A 21213-nucleotide genomic window follows, 5' to 3' on the forward strand; every position below is an offset into this window, starting at 1 on the left:
TGGAAATATCTCACTGCGGAAAAATCAAGCCCCATACTTTAGCATGTTGTTCCCGCATTACACCAGAGTTAGCAGGGAATATTATTGCTTGGTGAAATCTTCACCAAGCAGAAGTTAAGTACTTAAAGATAATGGTCGCCGTAAGCGGTTAAAATATCGAGAGGATAATGCTTTCCTGTGAGAAAACAGCGCAAACTTTCCGCCACTAGTGGTGAACGCAGGCAGTTGCTATTTAGAATTTCTTGGGCAGTCAGCCAATGGCATTTGCTAATATCACTGTCTTGTGGCTGTGTCTCACAAATGGATTCAAGTTCTACGGCAAATAAAAAACGGATAAACTGAGTTTTATCTGGGGCAATCCATTGATGAATTTTAATTAATTGTGTTGGTGTGGCTTTGATTCCAGTTTCTTCTAGTAATTCACGTTCGGCGGCTTGCAAAATAGTTTCATTAGCTTCTAAATGCCCAGCTGGTTGATTCCAAGTGGGTTTATCATTTATCCACTCTTCCACGACTAAAAATTTGCCTTGAGCATGCACAACAGTTGCTACAGTCACATTAGGTTTAAACAACAGTTACCTCCTTCCATTCGCCAACTGAAAGATTTCCCAAATTAAATTCACCAATTTGATAACGAATTAGCCTAAGCGTTGGAAAACCTATATTTGCCGTCATACGACGGACTTGCCGATTACGTCCTTCATATAATGTAATTTTTAACCAGCTAGTCGGGATATTTTTGCGTTCCCGTATTGGCGGAGTTCTTTGCCATAGCCATTCAGGTTCGCCAACTAACTCGATTCCCGCAGGGAGTGTTGGACCATCATTTAATATTACCCCTTGCCGAAATTTTAGTAGTGCATCTTCATCGGGAATACCTTCTACCTGAGCATAGTATATTTTCCCTGTTTTTTTCTGTGGTTGAGTTAAACGTGCCTGTAGTTTTCCATCATTGGTTAAAATTAATAGCCCTTCACTGTCCCTATCAAGACGTCCTGCGGCGTATACATCGTTGATTGGAATATATTTTTTTAGTGTGTCGCGACCTTGTTCATCAGTAAATTGAGGAAGAACATCAAAGGGTTTGTTAAATAAAATGATTTTAGTTGATATTTGCTGTCTTACCGAAACACGCTTAGCGTTATGCTTTAAAGCAGTCGAGGGTGGCGAGTAACGATTTTTCTTCGGAACTGATTTTTTGTTCGGTCTGTTCATGGTCATTCAATGAGAATTTATTGGTTTTAATTTGCGGCGACTTATTTCATCTAGTGTAGGAGATTTAACGGTTTGATCCTAGAACGTATTTTTCATGGCGATGTAATATTTAATTAACAACTTTAAAAACATTTAAATCAATAAAAACAATTTTCCATTTAAAAATAAGTACATATGGATTTGTTTGGATGGTGATAGTGTGAGCAAAACGTATTTTTAATTTGAGTTAACTTGCTAATATTATTTTTTGTGAGGGAAGTATTTTAACAAAAGTTGTGTCGTTCCCTCAAATGGGTTATTGACAACTTTTCATCGCGGTTTGATTTATTTCTAATAATGGAATGCTTAAATTAATTTATTGATTTAACAGTATTTATAAATAGATATTCGATTAACTTACAAGGTAAAACAGTACGTTAAATGCGATCGGCATTGAAGCTTAGATGAGTAATCATTGGCGTTCGACGCAGATTGAAGTAGTATTGACACGTCTCTTACAAAAAATTAACAAGCAAAATACGCAAGTGAAAGGAGAGGTTAATGGAAAGCAAAGTAGTAGTTCCGGCAGAAGGCGCTAAAATTACCATTGATGCAAAAGGCAAACTAAACGTTCCGAACAACCCAATTATCCCTTTTATCGAAGGTGACGGCATTGGTATCGATGTCACACCAGCAATGTTGAAAGTGGTTGATGCGGCAGTGAAAAAAGCCTACAACGGTGAGCGCAAAATTTCTTGGATGGAAGTTTACACCGGTGAAAAATCTACACAAATTTATGGTAAAGATGTTTGGTTACCAGAAGAAACTCTCGATTTAATCCGTGATTACCGTGTTTCAATTAAAGGCCCTTTAACAACTCCTGTTGGTGGTGGTATTCGTTCTCTGAACGTTGCATTGCGTCAACAACTTGACCTGTATATCTGTTTACGTCCTGTTCGCTACTACAAAGGCACTCCAAGCCCAGTTAAACAACCTGAACTGACTGATATGGTTATTTTCCGTGAAAACTCTGAAGATATCTATGCGGGTATCGAGTGGAAAGCGGGTAGTGCAGAAGCAGATAAAGTTATTAAATTCCTGAAAGATGAAATGGGTGTGACTAAAATCCGTTTCCCACAAGACTGTGGTATTGGTATTAAGCCTTGTTCAGAAGAGGGCACAAAACGTTTAGTTCGTGCTGCTATTGAATATGCTATTGATAACGGCCGTGATTCAGTGACTTTAGTTCATAAAGGTAACATTATGAAATTCACTGAAGGTGCATTTAAAGATTGGGGATACCAATTAGCACAAGAGGAATTTGGCGGCGAATTATTAGATGGCGGCCCATGGGTTAAAATTAAAAACCCTAAAACTGGTAAAGATATTATCGTTAAAGATGTTATCGCAGATGCTTTCTTACAACAAATCCTGCTACGCCCAGCAGAATACGATGTTATCGCTTGTATGAACCTAAATGGTGACTACATTTCTGATGCATTAGCAGCGCAGGTCGGTGGTATTGGTATCGCTCCTGGTGCAAATATTGGTTCTGAGTGCGCATTATTCGAAGCAACTCACGGTACTGCACCAAAATATGCAGGCCAAGATAAAGTTAACCCAGGCTCTATTATCCTTTCTGCTGAGATGATGCTGCGCCATATGGGCTGGACTGAAGCTGCTGACCTAATCGTTAAAGGTATGGAAGGCGCAATCGAAGCTAAGACTGTAACCTATGACTTCGAACGTCAATTAGAAGGCGCTAAATTACTGAAATGTAGCGAGTTCGGTGACGCAATCATTAAGCACATGTAATTTATTACGTGGTGTGATTAGTAACGGGAGCTTAATAGTTCCCGTTTTTTATTATCACTTCTGAAACGGTTATCAAAAAGTTATCAAAACGAATTATCAAAATCTATCTATATTCCGACTATTAAATAACAACTCTCACCCAATCCTTACCCCGATCATCATTATATTTATCGGTCATTTTTTGCGATTTATGACCCAGTAAATCTTTAGTGTTAATTCCTTGTTCTCGATAGAGTCTTTCTGATAAAGATCGTTGTTCATGAAATGAAGCTGGTGTTCCTTCACCCCAATCAATATCAGTTTTATTTCGTGCCTTCTTGAAATTTGTTGTTATTGTATTTGCTGTAACTTGTTCGCCTCTATTTGCTTGAGAGGTTGTTCTAAAATAGTGGATCAGATAAGGACTGAGAACACGGTCACGACATCTAGTAACAACATCACGTAAAGACATGTTTAATGCATCAGATCTTAATGCTAGTGGAATGGCCAGTTTACTTCCTGTCTTTTCTTGTGTTACATGCAAATGGTCATCCCAAATATCACTAAATTTCATTGCTGAAATATCGCCGAGTCGTTGCCCTGTAATGACTGCCAATAACATTGCATTGCCTAAGTACTTATGTTGTTTATCCGCGATATCAAATATTTTTTGCCACTCCTCTAAATTAAGGCGCTGGCGGGTAATTCGTCTTTTTGGTTGTTTAGTTGCGAGTGCAGGGTTATATCCTGGTGGGACTTCACCAGCATGCTGCGCCTCTTTGAACACATCGATTAATACAGATCGAATAACCTGAGCCATGCGATGTTGGCCATTAGATTTATATTCATCGAGTATTGATGCGATATCTCTCGCATCAACAGCGGGTAAAGGCTTCATTGCGAGAGAGTGGCGCATTAGGTCTACAGGTTTTCTTTTTTGTTTGTATGTATTTTGTTTTATATCACCGTCAGCAAGGCGCTCTTCTTGTATTACCCAGTAGCGATCCAGCCAAGTATTTACGGTGATCTCTTTTCCTTTAATTCTTGCTACTCTATCGCTGATCGCCATAACTTGACGGCTACGTTGTTCAGCTAACCGGTTATTAGCTTCAATCGCAATTTCACGAGCTTCAGCCTCATTGTCACCGAGGGCATGATATTTTCCAGTTATAGGATGACGATAACGCCAATAAACTTTGTTAGCTTTTCTGCTAAATAGTGGGTAGAGATTGGGAATGTTGACGTTATTTTTACGTGGTCGGGCAGCCATCATTTAAAATCCTTTGTAATTTTGGGTTATCATTCTTATTGATAACTGGTGATGCCAAATTACCGACTAAGTCGGCATCTTCTCTCACGCGCCAAATACCACCTTCTTTTTGTGCTGGTGGATAGAACAAGCCATTCCTAGCATAGCGTTGTAATGTCCCCAGGCGAGGAGGGCGGCTTCTATAACGTTCGCTCGCCCATTCCTCCAAAGTTAGCATTTGCATAATTACCTCCACATTCTGCCGCATACAGACTTTTAATTTTTGACTATACTTATTAAGTAACACGCGATACTTGCTATTATTTGCCGGCATATTATATGTCGGTTTTTTTTTGCTAATTTCTTGTTTATTTATATCTTTGGACTAAGCTTAAGTAATTCTACAGTTACTTATATTCCTATAGAATGAGCTGATCCCTGTGTGTTAATTATTTACCGCTGAATTTATTGGCGGTATTTTTTTATTTATTGATTTGGTTTTAATTTAAATACAATAAATAACTATCACTCGGACTTATTATTATCAGCAAAAATTAGTTTATAAATTTCTTCACGATGGACACTAATATCTTTTGGGGCATCAATACCAATCCGCACTTGGTTACCCTTTACTCCTAAAATTGTAACTTTAATATCATCACCAATAACCACAACTTCGGTTGGTTTTCGAGTAAGAATAAGTATTCCCATACTAAGCACTCCACATAGTTAATAAGATTGCCTGAACTAACTTATCCACATCAGGCGGCTGTGGTATTCTTGGAAGCCCTACACAACCAAGAGAATTTTTTAATGCTTAAATCTACGCTAATTGCTAAATGCCTTTACCAATGCAACATGATCACTGATGTAAAAGGGGGTGAGCATGCGGTACAAAGTATTTTTGTTGATTATTTTCCAAAGCATTCATTTGAAAAATGGAACACTCAACTACCAGACAATGTTGTAAATCACTTTCTAGAAGCATCAAAAGGTAGCTCAACTATTCATGTTGATTCCTTTATTAAAGACCTTTGGGATCTTTAATAGTCGAAAAAGCACTGTAGCCATGTTGGATAGTTTTCCCGAACGCATTAGCCTCTAGTTCTAGCGAATTTCTATCCAGCATTAAGACTTCAGTGGTTTTTGCGATAAATGACAAATAATCCGCAGCTACCGCGCCATCCGTTCTCAAATAACAAACCGTGGCGCCATTGATTTTCAACTCAATAATATTTCCTGTTGTTTTATCTGCTTTATTCGACATAGCTAGAACTCCACACAGTTGAATTTAGTTAAGCATTAATAATGACTTGGCAGCGTTCAGACTGGTCGAAAATATCTTCATCGAGCTTTTCTAGTTGGCGCTGTAAGTCGGCTTGCTTAGCTTTAAGTGCCGCCAGCTTTTGAAGTTCAGCGGCTTTTTCCATAATCCATGCTGCAGCATCTTCTTGCGACATAGCAACGCTAAAAGTAACGATTGGTTCATTTGAATTGGTTTGCATGATATCCACCTAGTCATTGTCTTGATGGAATAAATATAGCAATGGCTATTAAATATAGCAATAAGTATATTTTGTTTATTTTAAGATGGATTGTATTACATTGAAATTAAAAGGATTATTTTTTTTATTTTTATAATAATACGAAAGGCTATCAGAATTTATATGGAATAATTCTTGCAAATTTTACTTGAGAATATAAAGTATAAAACAATTTACTGTATAAATACACAGTAAACAACCAAAAGCTACAATGTTATATTCGAGAGGAATGAGACGATGGTGATAGTTTTGGTGAGAGATGGTGTTGGTGAGTATAGAGAGGTGCTTGTTAGTAAAAAAAAGAAAACAAGCTACCTCCTGAAATCACGAACAAGAAAGACAACTACACCGATAAATAGTGCAGAGGATAAATCAATCAATGGCACTCTATTATCATCAACTGACAGGAAGCCGTGACTGCCGCCATCTAAAAATTTATATACAGAAATAGAATTGTTGACCTGCGCTATCACCAGATCCCCCGTTCCTGGTGTTATCTCAGTGTCTACTATAGCAATGCTCCCGTTAGGTGCCTCGGCGCACCCAGTATTGCGACTAAGAACATATGCACGATAAGACGGTAATGGCTTGCCCATAGGGGATAAAACGAAATCGTCAGTCTCACCAGTCTCATCCCAAACTGAAATGTTAAGAGATTTGTCTAACCTAAATCTATGCTCGTTATTAGGCCCTTCCATTTCCCCAATACCGTTCGCCAACCAATCAACATTCACGCCAAGCGCATTAGCGATATCAACTAATTTAACAGAGCCTTTGGCTTTTCCATTAACTAAACGCCAGATCGTAGGTTGAGCAACTCCTGATGCTTCAGCTAAAGCACCCTGAGTCATATTGCCCCTATATTTCATAGCCTCTTGAAGGCGTTCAGACAGTGTCGTTTTCATGAATGCGAATTTATAGTCATGCGTATTAAAAATCAAATTCTCATTGCTATTGTATAATTTAATACTCATTGCTATTATTTATCTCACAACAATACTAAAAGGGTTAAAAAATGAAAAATAAAGCAATTCAAAAAGCAATTGATATTGCTGGAGGGCAAAAAAAACTAGCTGACTTGTGTGGCGTGAGCCAGCCGACGGTTTGGCGATGGCTTCATGGTGGCGGTGTAGATGCAAGATTGGTTATGTCTATTGTGAAAGCCACCAACAATGCAGTTTTACCTCATGAAATAAGACCAGACCTTTATGAATTAATTGGAACAGGCAAACAATAACAAAACCAACTAACTGAGTTAACTACCAACAAAACAACGGAATTGTAGATATGTGCAAACAAACATTAAAAGAAGTCGTGAAAGAGATGTGTAAGGCGTATCCCGGTGGACGTTCAGCGATGGCTGGCGCATTGGGTATGACAGAAACCACGTTCAATAACAATTTGTATGAAAAGAACGGCTGTCGTTTTTTTGAGCGTGAAGAGCTTGAAGCGATGGAAGATTTATCTAATACCTCATTTCTTGCAGGGTATTACGCAAATAGAAGAAATTTATTGCTGGTGGAAAAGATAAGCCCAGAGGATTTGGACGAACCAGAATTATTCAAATTACAAACTCGAGCATCAACAACTCGCGGCGAGTTAGTTGTATTCATTGGTAAAGCATTGGAAGACGGTGTTGTTGATAAGCATGAAGAAAAACAAATTCTGACAATGTTGGATAGAGCAATCGCAAGCACTAGAGGGGCTATCAATGCGCTCATTAAATTACATAAGAAAGGTTGACGCCCCAGATATGCGGTCCGAGGCGTCGGGTGCTAATAACAACTTGTGTGGAGTAACTAGCATGAGCAGTGTAACGAATTTACGCGGTAGAACGCAAGTGAGAGTTTCTATCCGTGATGGTCGTTTTGTCTATGAACTAAAGGTACCAGAAGGGCGGCAGGAGACCAACTACAAGTTTGTTGAGTGGTTGGTAGATGATTTTAATGCAAGTTGCGGGAGAGGGGAGCATGTCCAATGAAGACGCCAATAATCTCAATCGCATTTATCTGGATAAGCGCGGTATTCGTGTTCGCGTCATACGTTATGACCGAATCAAACAGTGGGTCATATTCATGCGTGACGGTTATGAACATGAATGCTTTGCCCCTTTGTACAAATTTAAAGCCGAATTCACAAGGGTGATGGAATGAGCAGCTTATTACTACTTAAAACACGCCCACAAATTGTTATACCTGAACTAGCGGTACGCTTGGGCTTGAATGAGGCTTTATTGCTTCAGCAAGTTCAGTATTGGCTATCTGAAACCTCGTCGGGCGTTGACCATGAGGGGCACCGCTGGATTTATAACACTATTGAAGAATGGCGTGAACAATTCCCATATTTTTCTGAATCCACAATTAAGCGTGCATTTAACAATTTAAAAAAGTTGGGTGTCTTAAATATTGAGCAAATCAATAAACGAACTCATGACCGTACTAATTATTACTCTATAAATTATGAACATGTGTTGTTATCCGATGAGGTCAAATTGAACCCATCGAATAGTTCAGCCGAGCGCATTCGAACAGGTCAAAATGACCATATCGATAAGCGCAAAATGAAGCGTTCGAATAATATCAAAATGACCCCATCGAACGGGGCAAATTGCCCTGATCTTACAGAGAGTACTACAGAGAATACTCAAGAGATTACAACAGAGAGTAACTCTTTTTGTCCGGCTCATGCTGAGCCAGACCAAGCGCAAATTGTTTTAGAACATTTCAATAAAGTCACGAATTCAAGTTATCGGGATGGGAAAACCACTATGGGCCACATCAGAGCCCGTCTATCTGAAAACTATACCTCGGATGATTTAATTCTGGTAACTGACTACATCACAGCCAAGTGGCTAAATGACTCAAAAATGTGTGATTACCTGCGGCCAAAAACATTATTTAGCCCTGAAAACTGTATGGAGTACTTCGAAAAGGCTCAGAAATGGAATGAGGCTGGTCGCCCTAAATGCGCCAACGGTAAATGGCTAAAGCCGGGTGAGGCGGCTATGAGTATCGACACTGTTGAACGTGACACTGTATTCACTCAAATTTTCTCAACGGGCTGGAAGCCAGCTAATAGGCTCCAAGAAATTGCCAAAGAAATGGCCAGCAAAAGCGGCTTAGGTCGACTTAATGAATTTGCGGGCCGTGCTGCATGGAAAGGCATTTGGCAGCAAGCAGCAGAACAAGCAGCAAAGGAGATGACAGTATGATTTCTTCACAGAAACGTCGGTATATCGAGTTCACAACTCACTTCAAAGGCCGACCGTTTAGTCGTGATGATTTGTTCAATGAGTTTAATATGAAAAAGCACTCTGGGGCGACAACTATCATCAAATCTCTAATCAACTATGGCTTGGTGTATCAAGGCAAAGATGGTCTTTATCACGTATCTGATGATTGTGAAAAAATGCTAAGGGATGGGAAGTTTCGTTCTCATGATACTTCAGCGAGTTCAAATGGGATTGTTGCTGAGACAGCTTTGTCCGCTTTAGTTCAACAGTTTGATGCATTATTGGCAGGGGTAAGAGCATGAGCATATTACTTGTATTGCCATTTCCACCAAGTGTTAATGCATGTTGGCGTAATGTGAATGGCAGAACGCTAATTAGCGAGAAAGGCCGTAAATTTCGTGGCAGTGCGATTGTCGCCATTTATGAGCAATTAAGGCGTAAACCGATAGCGATAACAGAGCCCGTTACAGTAAAAGTAAAAATGTACCCGCCAACAAACCACAAGCGGGACATAGATAACTATTTAAAAGCACCATTCGACGCATTAACGCATGCCAACATTTGGAAGGATGACGGCCAAGTTAAGCGAGTTGAAATGGAGTGGTGTGAAGTAGTCAAGGGTGGGCGCTTTGAAATAACAATCAGTATGCATGAAAGCGCAAGTAAGGTTGCGTAAATGTGGGGAATAGAATGAGTTACCAATGGATATTAACACCAATACTGGTACCAGAAATTGGAGCCATAATATTTAAGCCTGGTGCACATATGCATACATTCAACGGCAGAATGCTACTGATGACTTTGCCACAAGAGCTAAAGCACAAAGCATCGGGCCTTATCTCTCTTTCTGATCAATACCTCAACGACATAGCGAGTGGTGAGCGGGTATCAAAACCTGTGTTAAATTTAACCGTCGAACCCGAACCACCAGCTAGCTTGATGTTAAAGCCAAAATTACAGCGCTGGATTAATGATAACTACCTGCAGTGGGTTAAATCACAGCCATGTTGTGTTTGTAACTCTATCGCGCACGATGCACATCACCTAATCGGTCATGGTCAGGGCGGAATGGGCACTAAGGCCCATGATTTGTTCACTATTCCATTATGTCGCATTCACCACAGCGAGTTGCATAAAGATCCAAATGAGTGGGAGCGCGAGCACGGAAGCCAGTTGGTTTTGTTATTTCGATTCCTAGACCGTTCTGCGTCACTGGGTGTTTTTGGTTAATGCGTTATGCGGAACGCAGGAGACTTTTTGCATGAGAGATATTCAGTTAGTTTTACAAAAATGGGCTGGTTGGGCGAGTGATAATCCGGGGGTTGATTATTCTCATATTGCAGCAGGTTTTAAAGGTTTAATCGTAAATAAAGAGCCGTCAAGGGAATCATGCAGCGATGACGATGGAATAACCATCGACAGTGTTATAGCTAAGCTGAGACAAGTTCGAAAAGAAGAAGAATTAAATTTGATAGTATTGCATTACCTTTACGGTGTATCTAAGCGCAGTATTGCCAAGGAATGGAAAATGAGCGAAGGGCGAATTCGGCAAATGATGCAAGTCGCTGAGGGCTTTGTTGATGGCTGTCTGGCTATGTTGGGTGTAGCCCTAGAAATGGATTCTGATGTTATTAATAAAGTAAAAGTGATAGATAGTAAAAAAGTATTAGTGCGCTACGCAAATTCGATGCTATTGTGATAAGAGTAAATACGTTGTAATCGAACTTATAGAATGAAACCTCGCAATGCGGGGTTTTTTTTATGTCTGAAACAAACATAAGACTTGCTGTTATGATTGGTCAGAGTTACATGTGTAGTTATAAAGTAAGCTAGAAAATAAAATTTGCTATCGCTTAGGATGTGTGGCTTAATGGATTCATCGGTTTGGAAGTACAGGCCTATTTATGCTAGTCAGTTTAAAGTTGTTCACCATTTAGCGTTATCTAAGATACCTCTTCATTGCGAATTCCTTCTAATTAATTCCCATAAGTAAAAATAAAAAACAAACCTTACCTATGCCTTATGGCAAACTTAAAAATTAAAGGAAATTCTATGTCTAATTCAATGATTGGTTTAGTAAAATGGTTTAACGAATCTAAAGGTTTTGGTTTTATCTCTCCTGAAGACGGAAGCAAAGATGTTTTTGTGCATTTTTCAGCTATCCAAAGTGATGATTTTAAAACTTTATATGATGGGCAAAAAGTAAGCTTCTCATTAGAGACTGGCGCAAAAGGCCCAGCAGCAGCTAACGTAGTGGCGCTTTAAAAACATTATAAAAATTCGCTTCTATTACAAGTGCCCATGTTGTAACGGATCCCAGTATCGGACATCGCAGTTTGATATTTCGGTTAGCAATCCACATGGCGCCACATGTATATTTTGTAAAAATATAATGAATGCTCGCGCTATCTAGTATTTTAAACCTCGCAATGTCGAGGTTTTATTATATATAAGGGTGTATTTTTTTAACGTTTCGTATTTGCAACATTTTATTTGAAAAGTAGATGCAGATTTTTAAGAGAAACACCCCAAGGAGTAAACTATGAATTGGCTTGTTATTTACGACCGAATAATTAGTTATACCCAGAATATTATGTTTATAGCTATTATGTCCTTAATGGCTTTTGCAATACTAAACTGGCTTAAATAAGCCTTCTCCGCCATTAACTCAACTGGAAGAGTATTTAGCCTTATTAAGGCTAAGAGTCGAGGTTCGATGCCTCGATGGCGGACCACTCCACTAACTATGTTTAAAGGTTAAGATCATGAGGGGGGGGGGGATGTCTGGATTGAGTCAATCAAAGCTAATTAGTAGAGTATTGCAATGGATTAGTAGCGCTGCATTGCTTCTACTTGCAGTTATATTAATTATCTTTTTAATCAAAGAAACTATAGTATTGGCCGCACTTTTATTTGCGGTTAGCAATTCAACTTCAATTTACTCCCTAATTGATGGTCTTATCATTTATTTTTTATATTTTGAATTTATTGCATTGATTATCAAGTATTTTCAGTCTGATTATCATTTTCCATTACAATATTTTATCTATATTGCGATCACTGCGGTAATTCGGCTTATTGTTGTTGAGCACAACAGTCCTCAGTTGTTTATCATATATTCGGTCACCATACTGATATTAGTTATCGCATTATACTTTGCAAACTCCGAAAGATTAAAGCCGAATGAATAAGAATACCTTTTAGCAAGTGCCTTTATAATGACAACTCTATTTGCCAGCTTCTATCTTTCACATAGCGGCATTAAAGCGAGTAGGGTTTTCATTGTGGAGAATGCCAAGGCTGATTGGCTAACTCGCATGAGTTATCTGTACTTATCAGGATAGAAGCACACACGCCATGGGAACCTGAACGCATACACTCTCAGCGTATGCCTCCACAATACTTCTAATGTTATTAACGTTTAGATTTAGTTTAGTTACTTAACTGAACTTACAAGCCTCGACAGGTCTAAAACCTAACATAAATATGATTATGAGGTATGACATGAGGCCGTTTATATTAGTTTTTGCGGTAATACTTTCTGCTTGCACATCTTCTGGACAGGATATCAGCAAGGAAAAACCTAAAGATGATCCCTATGCTGAGAGTACGTTAAACAGCATTAAAGCTAGCCAGAAAGTGCAAATAGACCGACAAATATATAAAAGAGGTTATTAATTCAGTAGTTGATAATTACTCAAGGGCTGCGCATTGCGTGGCCTTTTTCTATTTAAGAGAGGTAGTTATGAAATTTGAAGACTTACCCGCTGATATTCAATTGGTTGCTGCTAATTGTTTATCTCGATTAATTATGGATAGATCTCATATGGAAAAAGAGCCAATGGAGAGATTGGCTCGGGATGTTAAGAATGCCTTTATTGAGTTGTTCGGCTCTGAGTCAGAATCAATTGACCATACTAAATCTACTCAAGTTGTCTGCCGCGTTAAAGATAAGGGCGGTTCGCTTGAAGTGTGCTCAGATGGGATTAGTCGTTTTCATTCAATAGCTTTGTGACCGTCTTATTCTAACTCTAGCGCTTCTATTCCAAGATAGAATGCAAGCCTAGACATTAAAAATGCAAAACAGATGAATAGTTTCACCCTGTTTGGTGTATTCTTATCGTTAATTGAATACTCATTAACAGCCAATCCATCCTGGTCTCTTACAAGCAAGGGGGCGTCTATGTTCCATTTATCTGACTGGTTTTCCAATTGAAACCCTTTTAATAAATTAACGAGTTTATTTATTGATTCGTCAGAAACTAAATTATGCCCACTTCCATGTGCTAAATTATTTCTTAGTGAGTTAATCATTTTAAGGCTGCTATATAATTCATCTGGAACACCTAAATTTCGAGCTAACTTAAATTTATCGCTGCAATTAATTCTTACTGAATAATTACCTTCTCCGAAGAAATTATCGGCATCACAAGCTGCGCAAATCCAAGCTTCAGCCAGTTGTTCACTTAATAAGTGAACGCGCAAAACCGCACCAATATCATCTTCTGTTCGAATGGCTTGCATCAATAGTTTATTGACGCCAATTTCATTAACTTTGTCTATAAATATCTGCTTGTTCATATCAGTTCCTTAGGAGGAAGCGTGGACCTTAAAAATATTATGATGATTAATATATCAGACACGGGCGTTTCGTTAACCTTTAATGGTGGAATGGCGAGCTATGATAAAAATGGGCATCTTGAAGGCTCCATAGGTAAACAATCTGTTATTCCAACTCATGTAAGCTTTGTTGATTCTCGCTCTAATCCACAAAACTCAAATCAATCTACTAAAACAACAAATAAAATCTAGCTGCTATTGCTGGTGGCTTTCTATTAACTAAATTTCGGGCACTCCGTAGGGGGTGGTATATGCGTATGGACAAATTAACAACTGGCGCCTCCTATGCTGCCTCTACGGGTTCAACATTCTATTGGCTAAAACAATTGTTAGATGGTTTCTCATCTGAGCAGTGGGCAGCAATTGGGGTGTTGGGAAGCCTACTTTTAGGTGTGGCTACATTTTTGACAAATTTATATTTCAAACGAAAAGAAGATAAGCGCAAGGAGGCGGCTCATGCCAAAGATACCAAATAAAATAAAAATGGCCGCTGCAGCTGGTGGGCTGATGACCTTAACTGTTGCGATGATTGCAGAGTTTGAAGGGTATGAGTCCAAGCCTTACCGTGATGTAGTGGGAGTTCTTACCGTATGTTATGGGCACACGGGCCCCGACATTATCCCCACAAAAACCTACACAAAAGCCGAGTGTGATGCGCTGTTAGAAAAAGACTTGGCAATTGTCGCTAAAGCAGTGAACCCCTTAATTAAGGTCAATATCCCTGATTACACAAGGGCTGCACTTTACTCTTTCACTTATAACGTAGGGGTAGGGGCTTTTTCGCGTTCTACGTTACTTAAAAAGCTTAACGCTGGTGATCAAGCTGGCGCATGTAATGAACTTAAACGCTGGATATATGCTGGAGGCGTCAAATGGAAAGGGTTAATGACAAGACGAGAAGTAGAAAAAGCCGTATGCCTTGGCGAGTTCGCTTATGCATATCCGCTTTCATTATCGGATTCCCTATCTACTTGGCAACTGGCGTATATGTACTCAGAGACGATACCTGTGGTACTGACAAAATAAGCTTAGAAAAGCGGTGCCAAAAAGCTATCGACCACTATAAGGGCAGGTAGGTGAACTTATGAAAATAGATAGTTCCACTTGGTTATTTTTGGTGCTACTTGCTGTGAGCTGGTGGGCCACAATGCTTTATGACAGCAATGTTCTAGTAAAAAAAGATATTGAGCGATTAGAAAATGAAGCGGTAGCAAGTCAATTCATATTGTCCACGGTTTTAGAACTATCGGTAACATTCAATGAAATCTCACGAAATAACCTTAGGAAACGCGACGCGTCAGCAGTGGCTTCTGAAGCGGTTAAAACTATTATCAAAACTGTTATTGTGGGTGATAAGTGTGCTGCTATTGATGCTCCTCGTGATGCTACTGTCGAGCTGCACAACCACGCGAATAGAATACGTTCAAACGCCATCAGTGCCCATTCCAGCTCATCTACTCAATGATTGTTTACCTGAGTACATTCCTGAGACATTTCCTTGGGGTGACTCTCTATTGATAAATGAGTCACTACTAACAGTTATCGAGCAATGTAATTTAGACAAAAAGGCCATTAGAGAGATTGAAGCGGCTAGGCATAGTAAATAACAAGGTGGTAATTATGTTTAATAACTTACCTGGATCAAGAGCATTCCTTTTACTTGGTTTCGTATGCGCAGCGCTTGGATGGGGAGTAATTGAAGGTCTGATTTATCTCTATAAGTGGATATTTTAGACAATAAAACAACATGAGTTATTGAGGTCAAATAATAAGAGTAATAAAAAGTAGCATTGAACCATATGCTGAGGCAAGAAAAAGAACGACACCAATTAGCGTTCTAAATGCTGCTCCCGATGGGGATGCTTCTTTTATATCTTTGAAGCAATAGTATGTGCACATGATTAACATAAATTCAATTACAATCCCTGTCATGTGATATTCATTCATAATTAGCACTCTTTACTTGGTTAATTGCAACTAGTTGTACATAAGTTAAATATTAATAGCTATCAACTAGTTATTGGTGGTTTTATTATGTAGGAAAGCAGCACGGAAAATTGAAGGGAAAAGGGTAAAAAAATAGCCCATACCACCGCCTAGTGGAATATGGGCTAACTATATACACTGCCTAGTAGGTTTATTGTTATATATGTCTATTTTTAAGATTAATACATTGACTGATGAATAAGTGTAAAAAATCTTAACTAAATATGTCAGCCTAGCAATTGCGGGGCTTTTTAATGGAGAAATAACATGGCAACACAAGACTTCGATAAACCATCTCAATTCCGTGAAGAGTTGGATAAAAGCATTCCGAAAGAATAAAAAAAAAAGCCCCTCGTTGGCGTGGGGCGAAATATTCGATTAATAGAACCAATTTTTTGTTTATGAATACCCAAATGTCAAATGGGTGTGCGAATGGTACCAACATAGGTTAAATAATCTATGTATAAATTGTTACGAAATACGGAAAAGAATATTGAAAAACGCGTATGCAAATAAAAAAAAGCCCCTCTATAGAAGGGCATATCTAATGGAAATGCATCTTTATCATTATTGTTGTAGGACCAGTCATCCTTAACCAGCGGCAGGATATTATCACTACTTATTGCTTAATCCAAATCGGAGTATTTATTGATGAGCAAAATCGTATTAATACCAGAACAAATCAAGTCTCTTCATGAGTTTGCGCGGGAGGAAGGGTAACGGTCTTATACTATTGAAGTGGGCAAAGCCTTTGATGGTGATAATGTTGTTTATGAAGGTCTAGTGGCTTATTCAGGTTCAATCGAACACGGCGTTCTACAACTCGAATAAAAAGTGAGAGGGCTTTGAATAAAGCCCTCTGCGTAGCAGCAATTATTTTTTTGTATAAATAATTTGCTGTGTTTCATTTGAACAGTTACCAACAACAGTACCTTGCTGTGATGCAGCTTCTTCATTGGAAACGACAGTAATGGTAAAACCCTCTTCAGGCACACCATTATTAATAATCTTTTGTGTAATCTCTTCAACAACACTGTCGCATGAAGCATTTGCAATCACTGGAGCAACGAACGCTACGAGTGCGGCAACAATTATTTTTCTTTGCATTTTGATACCCTTAATTGATTTGAAAAAAGTAAGTAAAGAAATTTATTGTGAAGCGATGTGAGTATACTTAAATAAAATATTCATAGCCATCAGCTAATCACTGGTGGCTTTTTCATTTATGGAGACAGACATGTCAGATAAAAAAGAAATAGCCACCCTATCTATAAAGATATCAGTCGATAGCACTGACTTAGATAAGTTGGAAGTACAATTAAAACGCATTGAAGGATTGATCGTTAGCACTGGGCTGAAGGAGCCAACAAGTGTTGGATTTAGCGCTGATAAGTTCTTTATTACAAACGGTCAGGTATTTATTGATAGCTCTTATATAACACCGGCACCCATTCCGAGATTAAAGATAAAAGGCATAGCAATAGATAATGCTATGCGACAGGCAGCAAAGGAGGGCGCTGAAGGCGGATTTTTAACGGCTACAACTAAAACAGAAACAGACGAACAGCGCAGAATCAAAGGGTTGGAAACTAAATTTAGCTTACTACAGTCATCCATGGAATCAATACAACAGACCATGGCTGATTCAGATAGAGCATTTGCAGCTTCCCTAGAGCGAGTTCATGCCGATATTCAATCAGCTAAGTCTGGATGGCAATTATGAGCAACTCACAGCCAAGACAATCGGTTTGCAACAGTGAATCGAAGGGATTCAATGAGGTGCTCAAACTCATTGCTCTTCATTTAATAAAGACGGCTATCACAATGTTTGGTGATAAAGAGTTACCACCTGAAGTGGAAAAGCAAAGAGCAACTATTGATTCTGATATCAAAGAGCAGCAGATGATGGTTGATAGATTGCTGAATGCCGCACCACAACAAGCGACTGTAGGAGTTACCGATGCCGCCACGTATCCCTCGTGCTTGCCGAAAGCGCGGATGTACCAAGACAACGACTGACCGTAGTGGTTACTGCCAAGAACATATGAGTACAGGGTGGGAGAGCCACCAGCCCGGCAAGAGCCGACATGAGCGAGGTTACGGTTCTAAGTGGGATAAGATACGACCTCGAATCCTTCAGCGTGATAAATATCTTTGTCAAAACTGCTTACCTCGGGCTGTAGAAGCCAAGACTGTCGACCACATCATACCTAAAGCACATGGTGGTACTGATGATGATGGTAACTTGCAATCACTCTGCTGGCCTTGCCATAAAAGGAAGACAGCAACAGAGAGATTACGCAAGTAGATGTTATATATGAATATTTATATTAATGATGATAATTATCATCTATGGGGAGGGGCGGGTAAAATCTCTACCCCTCTCACCCTTTAGGACTGCCGCTTCAAGTGAATTTTTATAACCGCGAAAAATGAAATTAAAACTGGCTGACTGTTTAGCCTAATTTATGTATCGAAAATCACTGGCCTCGCAATTGCGGGGCTTTTTGTATCTGCGCATTCACAGCGCACAAATTAAAAACCACAGAGCCTTACAGAAAGTCGAGCCTGAGAAATCCCGTAATGGTGTTTCTGTGGGCGGTATTTCTGTGTGAACAGGTTCGATTTTCTATAAGGATCCACACCATGAATCACCTCAAAGTAAGTATCAATGGAGTATCAGTTAGAGTTGATAGTGAGGGGCGTTATAACCTCAATGATTTGCATGTCGCGGCAGTTGCTGACGGAAAAGCAACAGAATCACAGCGGCCTGGTGTCTTTCTAAAAAGCCGCCAAGTGAAACGATTTGTTCAAGCTTTGAGCGATGCAACAAAAAGTGCATCGGTCAAAGTAATAAAAGGCGGATTAAATCAAGGTACTTGGGCTTTAGAGCTTGTTGTTATTCGATATGCCGCTTGGCTAAAACCCGAATTTGAAATTTTGGTTTATAACACTTTCCGTGATGCCGCTCGTAAAGGCCTCGATGTGTTATCGAGATTGAATAAATTGGATTACATCATTAACACTGAAACTAAAAATGTCAGTGGTTGTGCGAGAACGATGGCTAATTGGGGATCTGGTGGGCGTAAGCAGTTGTTACTTGCAGCAAGAGAGCGAATTGTTTCTGAAGCACAAATCTATTTACCGGGCATTGATGATTATTAATGCTTTATTGGAGGTTCTATTATGGCTGGCACTCCGGGCAAATCTGGTCGTCGCCCGAAGCCTACGGCCAGAAAAGAATTGGCCGGCAATCCGGGGAAACGTGCATTAAATAAAGATGAACCAGTATTCACGCCACTAAAAGGTGTGGCACCACCTGATTGGTTCACTGAGAACGAATTAGAGCTAGCCATTGTTATGTGGGATCTGACGATAAAAGAACTCTGCGGACAGGGTATTTTATGCATTACCGACCTTGCTGTGCTTGAGCGCTGGTGTGTTGCTTACCATATTTGGCGCAATGCAGTTATTGCCATCATGCGAGATGGAACTCGCTTAATAGGTGCGACGGGTGGCCCAATAAAAAACCCTGACTTAACGACAAAAAAAGAGCAGGAAAGCGAAATGGATCGTACTGGCGCAATGTTGGGTTTAGATCCGAGCAGTCGCCAGCGGTTAATTGGCATGGCAGGGCAAAAGAAACAAGATAACCCCTTTATGAGGATTATTTCATCATGAGCCGTAAATCTTACCCAAACGTCAATGCGGCAAATCAATATGCGCGTGATGTGGTTCGCGGCAAGGTTGTAGCGTGTCAGTATGTCATTGATGCTTGCCAACGACACATTGATGATATGGCCCAAGAGAAAGGGCGTAAATTCCGCTATCGATTTGATAAAGACTTGGCAGAACAAGCCGCTAAATTCATTCAGTTATTACCCCACACAAAGGGGGAGTGGGCGTTTAAGCGCATGCCTATTACACTCGAACCGTGGCAACTTTTTATTGTTTGTTGTGCGTTTGGCTGGGTGCAAAAGGGCACAAAACTCAGGCGTTTCCGTGAGGTTTATACTGAGATCCCCCGTAAAAATGGGAAATCGGCTATTTCTGCAGGTGTCGCATTATACTGTTTTACGTGTGATAACGAATTTGGTGCTGAGGTTTATTCAGGTGCAACAACCGAAAAGCAAGCGTGGGAAGTATTCAGGCCTGCAAAATTGATGTGCAAGCGAACACCGTTACTCACAGAAGCATTTGGTATTGAAGTGAACGCCAAGAACATGAACCGTCCTGAAGATGGTGCGAGGTTTGAGCCGCTCATAGGTGATCCGGGGGATGGTCAATCGCCACATTGCGCTATTGTCGATGAGTATCACGAACATGATACGGATTCGCTCTATACAACGATGTTAACGGGGATGGGGGCAAGGCGACAGCCGTTGATGTGGGCTATCACTACAGCAGGTTATAACATTGAGGGGCCTTGTTACGACAAGCGCCGCGAAGTGATTGAAATGTTGAATGGTACGGTACCGAATGATGAATTGTTTGGTGTCATTTATACTGTAGATGATGGCGACGATTGGACAGATCCTAACACGCTGAAGAAAGCCAACCCGAATATGGGGGTTTCAGTCTACAGTGAGTTTTTAATTAGTCAGCAAAACAGAGCAAAAAATAACCCTCGACTTGCCAGCATCTTCAAAACAAAGCATTTAAATATCTGGGTTTCAGCACGCTCAGCGTATTTCAATATGTTGAGCTGGCGCGAGTGTGAAGATAAAACCCTGACATTAGAAATGTTTGAAGGGCAATCTTGTGTTCAGGCACTCGATCTGGCCAGAAAATTGGATATGAACTCACGGGTTAAGTTATTTACTCGTGAAATTGACGGTAAGCGGCATTATTACTGTATCTCTCCGAGCTTTTATGTGCCTTATGACGCTGTTTTTAGCTCAGATATTGAGAATCAACGTACTGCAGAACGCTTTAGAAAGTGGGTTGAAACTAAGCATCTGAAGTTAACAGACGGTGCCGAAATTGATTATCGCGTTATTTTAGAAGATGCCAAGGCAGATAACTTGAATAACCCGATTGATGAAAGCCCGATTGACCCTCACGGCGCAACAAATTTATCTCACCAACTGGCTGATGAGGGATTAAACCCTATCACCATTGTTCAAAACTACACGAATATGTCTGACCCGATGAAAGAGCTTGAAGCTGCGATTGCTTCGGGGCGCTTTCATCATGACGGCAACCCAATCATGACATGGTGTATGGGTAATGTGGTGGGTAAATATTTACCGGGTAACGATGATGTCGTTAGACCTATAAAAGAGCAAAATGAAAATAAAATTGACGGGGCTGTAGCACTTATTATGGCTGTTGGTCGGGCTATGCTGAACGAACAGGAAGAAACGCTCTCATCTGTTTTATCGTCAAGAGGTTTAAGATCCCTCTAAGGAAACTCAATGAAATTTTTAACAATTACAGCCTTATTGGTTGGGATTGCTGGTGCCTGTTTACTATCGTTTGGTGCTTGGCAAGTTTACCCCGCGGCGGGGTATATAACAGCGGGTGGATTATGTTTGTTTTGGTCATATCTGGTTTCAAAATCCATGAGCCAACCGAAAGATGATAAGGAGTAA

At 39.8% G+C, this 21213-nt stretch carries 35 protein-coding genes, 1 tRNA gene and 1 pseudogene; 27 read left to right on the forward strand and 10 right to left on the reverse strand.

What is annotated here, in order from left to right:
- Positions 1-122: 122 nt before the first annotated feature.
- A complete protein-coding gene (locus P3L37_RS08190; RefSeq protein ID WP_117162357.1) occupies positions 123-572 on the reverse strand; it encodes an NUDIX hydrolase in 450 nt (149 codons plus the stop codon).
- Positions 565-1215 (reverse strand): 23S rRNA pseudouridine(2457) synthase RluE, encoded by a 651-nt coding sequence (gene rluE, locus P3L37_RS08195; RefSeq protein WP_109911614.1) that lies wholly within the window; start codon positions 1213-1215, stop codon positions 565-567. The genes P3L37_RS08190 and rluE overlap by 8 nt, the downstream gene beginning before the upstream one ends.
- Positions 1216-1755: 540 nt before the next feature.
- Between rluE and icd the strand changes: the two genes are divergently transcribed.
- Positions 1756-3009 (forward strand): NADP-dependent isocitrate dehydrogenase, encoded by a 1254-nt coding sequence (icd, locus tag P3L37_RS08200; RefSeq protein ID WP_004911741.1) that lies wholly within the window; start codon positions 1756-1758, stop codon positions 3007-3009.
- A gap of 121 nt (positions 3010-3130) precedes the next feature.
- On the opposite strand, the gene P3L37_RS08205 is transcribed toward icd, so the two are convergent.
- The 3 genes from P3L37_RS08205 to csrA form a co-directional block, all read right to left on the reverse strand.
- On the reverse strand, positions 3131-4258 hold the full coding sequence (locus P3L37_RS08205; protein ID WP_272667385.1) for a site-specific integrase: 1128 nt from the start codon (positions 4256-4258) through the stop codon (positions 3131-3133).
- Complete coding sequence (locus P3L37_RS08210; protein ID WP_267690407.1) at positions 4239-4481, reverse strand: excisionase; 243 nt, start codon at positions 4479-4481, stop codon at positions 4239-4241. The genes P3L37_RS08205 and P3L37_RS08210 overlap by 20 nt, the downstream gene beginning before the upstream one ends.
- A gap of 281 nt (positions 4482-4762) precedes the next feature.
- Positions 4763-4942, reverse strand: coding sequence for a carbon storage regulator CsrA (gene csrA, locus P3L37_RS08215; RefSeq protein WP_004911707.1), 180 nt, complete (start codon positions 4940-4942; stop codon positions 4763-4765).
- A 108-nt stretch (positions 4943-5050) separates the two neighbouring features.
- On the opposite strand from csrA, the gene P3L37_RS08220 reads away from it, so the two are divergent.
- Positions 5051-5284: a hypothetical protein gene (locus P3L37_RS08220; protein ID WP_109913344.1), complete on the forward strand. Its 234-nt coding sequence runs from the start codon at positions 5051-5053 to the stop codon at positions 5282-5284.
- On the opposite strand, the gene P3L37_RS08225 is transcribed toward P3L37_RS08220, so the two are convergent.
- The 3 genes from P3L37_RS08225 to P3L37_RS08235 form a co-directional block, all read right to left on the reverse strand.
- Positions 5262-5504 carry a hypothetical protein gene (locus P3L37_RS08225; RefSeq protein ID WP_109913336.1) on the reverse strand — a complete coding sequence of 81 codons (243 nt, stop codon included), beginning with the start codon at positions 5502-5504 and terminating at the stop codon, positions 5262-5264. The genes P3L37_RS08220 and P3L37_RS08225 overlap by 23 nt on opposite strands.
- Positions 5505-5532: 28 nt before the next feature.
- Positions 5533-5742 (reverse strand): hypothetical protein, encoded by a 210-nt coding sequence (locus tag P3L37_RS08230; RefSeq protein WP_102140687.1) that lies wholly within the window; start codon positions 5740-5742, stop codon positions 5533-5535.
- Between the two features lie 350 nt (positions 5743-6092).
- Positions 6093-6755, reverse strand: a complete 663-nt coding sequence (locus tag P3L37_RS08235) for a helix-turn-helix domain-containing protein (RefSeq protein WP_228367625.1) — start codon at positions 6753-6755, stop codon at positions 6093-6095.
- Positions 6756-6796: 41 nt separating this feature from the next.
- Here P3L37_RS08235 and P3L37_RS08240 point away from each other — a divergent pair, with 41 nt between their 5' ends.
- The 14 genes and pseudogenes from P3L37_RS08240 to P3L37_RS08305 all read left to right on the forward strand — a co-directional run bounded on the left by P3L37_RS08240 (position 6797) and on the right by P3L37_RS08305 (position 13028).
- The gene (locus P3L37_RS08240) at positions 6797-7018 is read left to right on the forward strand and encodes a helix-turn-helix domain-containing protein (protein WP_006657725.1); all 222 of its coding nucleotides are present in this window, start codon (positions 6797-6799) and stop codon (positions 7016-7018) included.
- Between the two features lie 50 nt (positions 7019-7068).
- On the forward strand, positions 7069-7524 hold the full coding sequence (locus tag P3L37_RS08245) for a YmfL family putative regulatory protein (RefSeq protein ID WP_115167082.1): 456 nt from the start codon (positions 7069-7071) through the stop codon (positions 7522-7524).
- Positions 7525-7585: 61 nt separating this feature from the next.
- Positions 7586-7762, forward strand: a complete 177-nt coding sequence (locus tag P3L37_RS08250; protein ID WP_196723636.1) for a hypothetical protein — start codon at positions 7586-7588, stop codon at positions 7760-7762.
- The gene (locus P3L37_RS08255; protein WP_115167084.1) at positions 7752-7934 is read left to right on the forward strand and encodes a DUF4222 domain-containing protein; all 183 of its coding nucleotides are present in this window, start codon (positions 7752-7754) and stop codon (positions 7932-7934) included. Before P3L37_RS08250 ends, P3L37_RS08255 begins: the two co-directional genes overlap by 11 nt.
- Positions 7931-8992, forward strand: coding sequence for a conserved phage C-terminal domain-containing protein (locus P3L37_RS08260; protein WP_109913340.1), 1062 nt, complete (start codon positions 7931-7933; stop codon positions 8990-8992). The genes P3L37_RS08255 and P3L37_RS08260 overlap by 4 nt, the downstream gene beginning before the upstream one ends.
- On the forward strand, positions 8989-9315 hold the full coding sequence (locus P3L37_RS08265) for a hypothetical protein (protein ID WP_109913341.1): 327 nt from the start codon (positions 8989-8991) through the stop codon (positions 9313-9315). Before P3L37_RS08260 ends, P3L37_RS08265 begins: the two co-directional genes overlap by 4 nt.
- On the forward strand, positions 9312-9689 hold the full coding sequence (locus tag P3L37_RS08270) for a RusA family crossover junction endodeoxyribonuclease (RefSeq protein WP_109913342.1): 378 nt from the start codon (positions 9312-9314) through the stop codon (positions 9687-9689). The genes P3L37_RS08265 and P3L37_RS08270 overlap by 4 nt, the downstream gene beginning before the upstream one ends.
- 14 nt (positions 9690-9703) lie before the next feature.
- On the forward strand, positions 9704-10243 hold the full coding sequence (locus P3L37_RS21385; RefSeq protein ID WP_109913343.1) for a DUF968 domain-containing protein: 540 nt from the start codon (positions 9704-9706) through the stop codon (positions 10241-10243).
- A gap of 31 nt (positions 10244-10274) precedes the next feature.
- Positions 10275-10712, forward strand: a complete 438-nt coding sequence (locus P3L37_RS08280) for an antiterminator Q family protein (RefSeq protein WP_004911675.1) — start codon at positions 10275-10277, stop codon at positions 10710-10712.
- Positions 10713-11065: 353 nt separating this feature from the next.
- Entirely contained in the window at positions 11066-11278 is a 213-nt protein-coding gene (cspA, locus tag P3L37_RS08285; RefSeq protein ID WP_004911672.1) for an RNA chaperone/antiterminator CspA, read from the forward strand.
- 7 nt (positions 11279-11285) lie between these two features.
- Positions 11286-11408, forward strand: a pseudogene (locus P3L37_RS08290) (cold-shock protein); the annotation flags it as partial.
- A gap of 262 nt (positions 11409-11670) precedes the next feature.
- Positions 11671-11748 (forward strand) — tRNA-Asn (locus P3L37_RS08295).
- A 45-nt stretch (positions 11749-11793) separates the two neighbouring features.
- Positions 11794-12204 carry a phosphate-starvation-inducible protein PsiE gene (psiE, locus tag P3L37_RS08300; protein WP_109913125.1) on the forward strand — a complete coding sequence of 137 codons (411 nt, stop codon included), beginning with the start codon at positions 11794-11796 and terminating at the stop codon, positions 12202-12204.
- A 554-nt stretch (positions 12205-12758) separates the two neighbouring features.
- Positions 12759-13028: a hypothetical protein gene (locus P3L37_RS08305; RefSeq protein ID WP_109913124.1), complete on the forward strand. Its 270-nt coding sequence runs from the start codon at positions 12759-12761 to the stop codon at positions 13026-13028.
- 5 nt (positions 13029-13033) lie between these two features.
- Here the strand turns inward: P3L37_RS08305 and P3L37_RS08310 are convergent, their stop codons facing one another.
- The gene (locus P3L37_RS08310; protein ID WP_115167086.1) at positions 13034-13594 is read right to left on the reverse strand and encodes a hypothetical protein; all 561 of its coding nucleotides are present in this window, start codon (positions 13592-13594) and stop codon (positions 13034-13036) included.
- Positions 13595-13615: 21 nt separating this feature from the next.
- On the opposite strand from P3L37_RS08310, the gene P3L37_RS08315 reads away from it, so the two are divergent.
- Genes P3L37_RS08315 through P3L37_RS08330 form a run of 4 tightly spaced genes read left to right on the forward strand, consistent with a single transcriptional unit; the run spans position 13616 to position 15098 of the window.
- Positions 13616-13825, forward strand: a complete 210-nt coding sequence (locus tag P3L37_RS08315; protein ID WP_115167087.1) for a hypothetical protein — start codon at positions 13616-13618, stop codon at positions 13823-13825.
- A gap of 59 nt (positions 13826-13884) precedes the next feature.
- Entirely contained in the window at positions 13885-14109 is a 225-nt protein-coding gene (locus P3L37_RS08320; protein WP_004911666.1) for a class II holin family protein, read from the forward strand.
- Complete coding sequence (locus tag P3L37_RS08325; RefSeq protein WP_115167088.1) at positions 14090-14659, forward strand: lysozyme; 570 nt, start codon at positions 14090-14092, stop codon at positions 14657-14659. The genes P3L37_RS08320 and P3L37_RS08325 overlap by 20 nt, the downstream gene beginning before the upstream one ends.
- Positions 14660-14717: 58 nt before the next feature.
- Positions 14718-15098 carry a hypothetical protein gene (locus P3L37_RS08330; protein WP_272577017.1) on the forward strand — a complete coding sequence of 127 codons (381 nt, stop codon included), beginning with the start codon at positions 14718-14720 and terminating at the stop codon, positions 15096-15098.
- A gap of 1394 nt (positions 15099-16492) precedes the next feature.
- On the opposite strand, the gene P3L37_RS08335 is transcribed toward P3L37_RS08330, so the two are convergent.
- The gene (locus P3L37_RS08335; RefSeq protein WP_109913318.1) at positions 16493-16726 is read right to left on the reverse strand and encodes a DUF1161 domain-containing protein; all 234 of its coding nucleotides are present in this window, start codon (positions 16724-16726) and stop codon (positions 16493-16495) included.
- A gap of 130 nt (positions 16727-16856) precedes the next feature.
- On the opposite strand from P3L37_RS08335, the gene P3L37_RS08340 reads away from it, so the two are divergent.
- The 7 genes from P3L37_RS08340 to P3L37_RS08370 all read left to right on the forward strand — a co-directional run bounded on the left by P3L37_RS08340 (position 16857) and on the right by P3L37_RS08370 (position 21213).
- Positions 16857-17342, forward strand: coding sequence for a hypothetical protein (locus P3L37_RS08340; protein WP_272577016.1), 486 nt, complete (start codon positions 16857-16859; stop codon positions 17340-17342).
- Positions 17339-17638, forward strand: coding sequence for a hypothetical protein (locus tag P3L37_RS08345; protein WP_238562740.1), 300 nt, complete (start codon positions 17339-17341; stop codon positions 17636-17638). Before P3L37_RS08340 ends, P3L37_RS08345 begins: the two co-directional genes overlap by 4 nt.
- The gene (locus tag P3L37_RS08350) at positions 17580-17927 is read left to right on the forward strand and encodes an HNH endonuclease (RefSeq protein WP_109913118.1); all 348 of its coding nucleotides are present in this window, start codon (positions 17580-17582) and stop codon (positions 17925-17927) included. Before P3L37_RS08345 ends, P3L37_RS08350 begins: the two co-directional genes overlap by 59 nt.
- 338 nt (positions 17928-18265) lie before the next feature.
- A complete protein-coding gene (locus P3L37_RS08355; RefSeq protein ID WP_272667360.1) occupies positions 18266-18784 on the forward strand; it encodes a KilA-N domain-containing protein in 519 nt (172 codons plus the stop codon).
- A gap of 21 nt (positions 18785-18805) precedes the next feature.
- Positions 18806-19300: a phage terminase small subunit P27 family gene (locus tag P3L37_RS08360; RefSeq protein ID WP_004911637.1), complete on the forward strand. Its 495-nt coding sequence runs from the start codon at positions 18806-18808 to the stop codon at positions 19298-19300.
- Complete coding sequence (locus P3L37_RS08365) at positions 19297-21027, forward strand: terminase large subunit (protein WP_272667361.1); 1731 nt, start codon at positions 19297-19299, stop codon at positions 21025-21027. Before P3L37_RS08360 ends, P3L37_RS08365 begins: the two co-directional genes overlap by 4 nt.
- A 9-nt stretch (positions 21028-21036) precedes the next feature.
- The gene (locus tag P3L37_RS08370; protein WP_162598872.1) at positions 21037-21213 is read left to right on the forward strand and encodes an ABC transporter ATP-binding protein; all 177 of its coding nucleotides are present in this window, start codon (positions 21037-21039) and stop codon (positions 21211-21213) included.

The sequence above is a fragment of the Providencia sp. PROV114 genome (assembly GCF_032704305.1).
GTDB classification, from domain to species: Bacteria; Pseudomonadota; Gammaproteobacteria; order Enterobacterales; family Enterobacteriaceae; genus Providencia; species Providencia rettgeri.